Source organism: Bacteroides caecigallinarum (genome assembly GCF_021530995.1).
GTDB classification, from domain to species: Bacteria; Bacteroidota; Bacteroidia; order Bacteroidales; family Bacteroidaceae; genus Phocaeicola; species Phocaeicola faecigallinarum.
This window is the reverse complement of record NZ_JADYTF010000253.1, coordinates 1-926: the sequence shown is the minus strand read 5'-3', so window position 1 is coordinate 926 and position 926 is coordinate 1. Positions and strand designations below refer to the sequence as shown.

The following is a 926-nucleotide window of genomic DNA, read 5'->3' as shown; positions in this document are numbered from 1 at the left end:
GCTCAAAGACTCAAATGCAACAGAATATTATAAACAATTTCTTTCGCCCTATAAATACAGACATACAAATACCAGACAGTGATTATTCAAAAACCGATGTATGTATTGCCATGGCCAACGCTCTGGCACGCAATACAAACCACAGTCTGTATATCATAGACTATAACCGCAAGAACTTCCTTTACGTATCGTCCAACCCGCTTTTCCTCTGCGGTCATTCACCGGAAGATGTGCAACAGAAAGGTTATGCCTTTTATTTTGATGTCGTTCCGTCTGACGAGATAAACCGTCTTATGGAAATCAACGAAGCCGGATTCCGGTTTTACTATGACCAGCCGGTAGAAAAAAGACTTGACTTGTCTATCGAGTATAACTTTCATATCCGCACATCAGAAAAGCATTCGCACCTTATCCACCACAAACTGACACCTGCCTTGCTGAGTGACAAGGGGGATATATGGCTGGCTCTATGTACAGTTTCACTTTCACCTGAAAAAAATATCGGAGATGTAGTTATTTCAGACCATACATGTACTGACAAGTATTTCTACTCATTCGAGGGAAGACGATGGAGAAAACAGCCGGAACTGATTCTTTCCGACCGTGAAAAAGAGATTCTCCAGCTCTCCGTCAAAGGAATGTCTAACACAGAGATTGGAGAAACTCTCTTTATTGATGCCAATACCGTAAAGTTTCACAAGAAGAAACTCTTTGAGAAACTACACGCAGAAAACATCACTGAGGCCGTGGGCATCGCAGCCAATATGAGGTTGATTTAGAAAGATCAATAAGAAGTTTTAATTCTGCTTACAACAATCGTGTACTTTGATCCTTAATTCTCATTTGTTTTAAGTTCTTTTCAATAGAATTACTCTTTTTCATAAGAATAAAGAGGCCTGAGGCTAGTGTGTATCTTGCTTTTTTAG

Annotated in this window: 1 protein-coding gene; it reads left to right on the top strand. The window is 39.8% G+C overall.

The annotated features are described in order from the left end of the window. Nucleotides 1–14 precede the first annotated feature (14 nt). A complete protein-coding gene (locus I6E24_RS16430; protein WP_235329783.1) occupies nt 15–779 on the top strand; it encodes a response regulator transcription factor in 765 nt (254 codons plus the stop codon). The last annotated feature ends 147 nt before the right edge of the window (nt 780–926 follow it).